Raw genomic sequence first — 256 nt, 5'->3', positions numbered from 1 at the left:
AAGCTTACCAGGGATAGCTACTATTCATAAATCTTGTCATATGACACGCCTGCTTGGAGTAAAAGAGGCACCAGGAATTTTATTATCAACCGTAAAAGGATTAACTGTGAGAGAACTGCCAAACGAACAAAATTGTTGTGGGTTTGGGGGAACGTTTTCAGTGAAGATGACTCCAATTTCTGAGCAAATGGTAGATGAGAAGGTAGATAGTGCAATGGAAACAGGTGCTGATTATTTAATCGGTGCAGATTGTGGG

1 protein-coding gene is annotated in these 256 nt (G+C 40.6%); it reads left to right on the top strand.

Features of this window, described 5'->3' with window-relative positions; all coding sequences use genetic code 11:
• Positions 1-256 (top strand): heterodisulfide reductase-related iron-sulfur binding cluster (locus tag SB658_RS25545; RefSeq protein ID WP_410603246.1); only part of this gene is annotated, 256 nt, incomplete at both ends.

Origin of the sequence: Bacillus sp. SIMBA_008, from assembly GCF_046535495.1 — a bacterium.
GTDB lineage: Bacteria > Bacillota > Bacilli > Bacillales > Bacillaceae > Bacillus > Bacillus subtilis.
The sequence above is the reverse complement of the archived record's forward strand: the minus strand, read 5'-3'. Positions and strand labels throughout refer to the sequence as shown.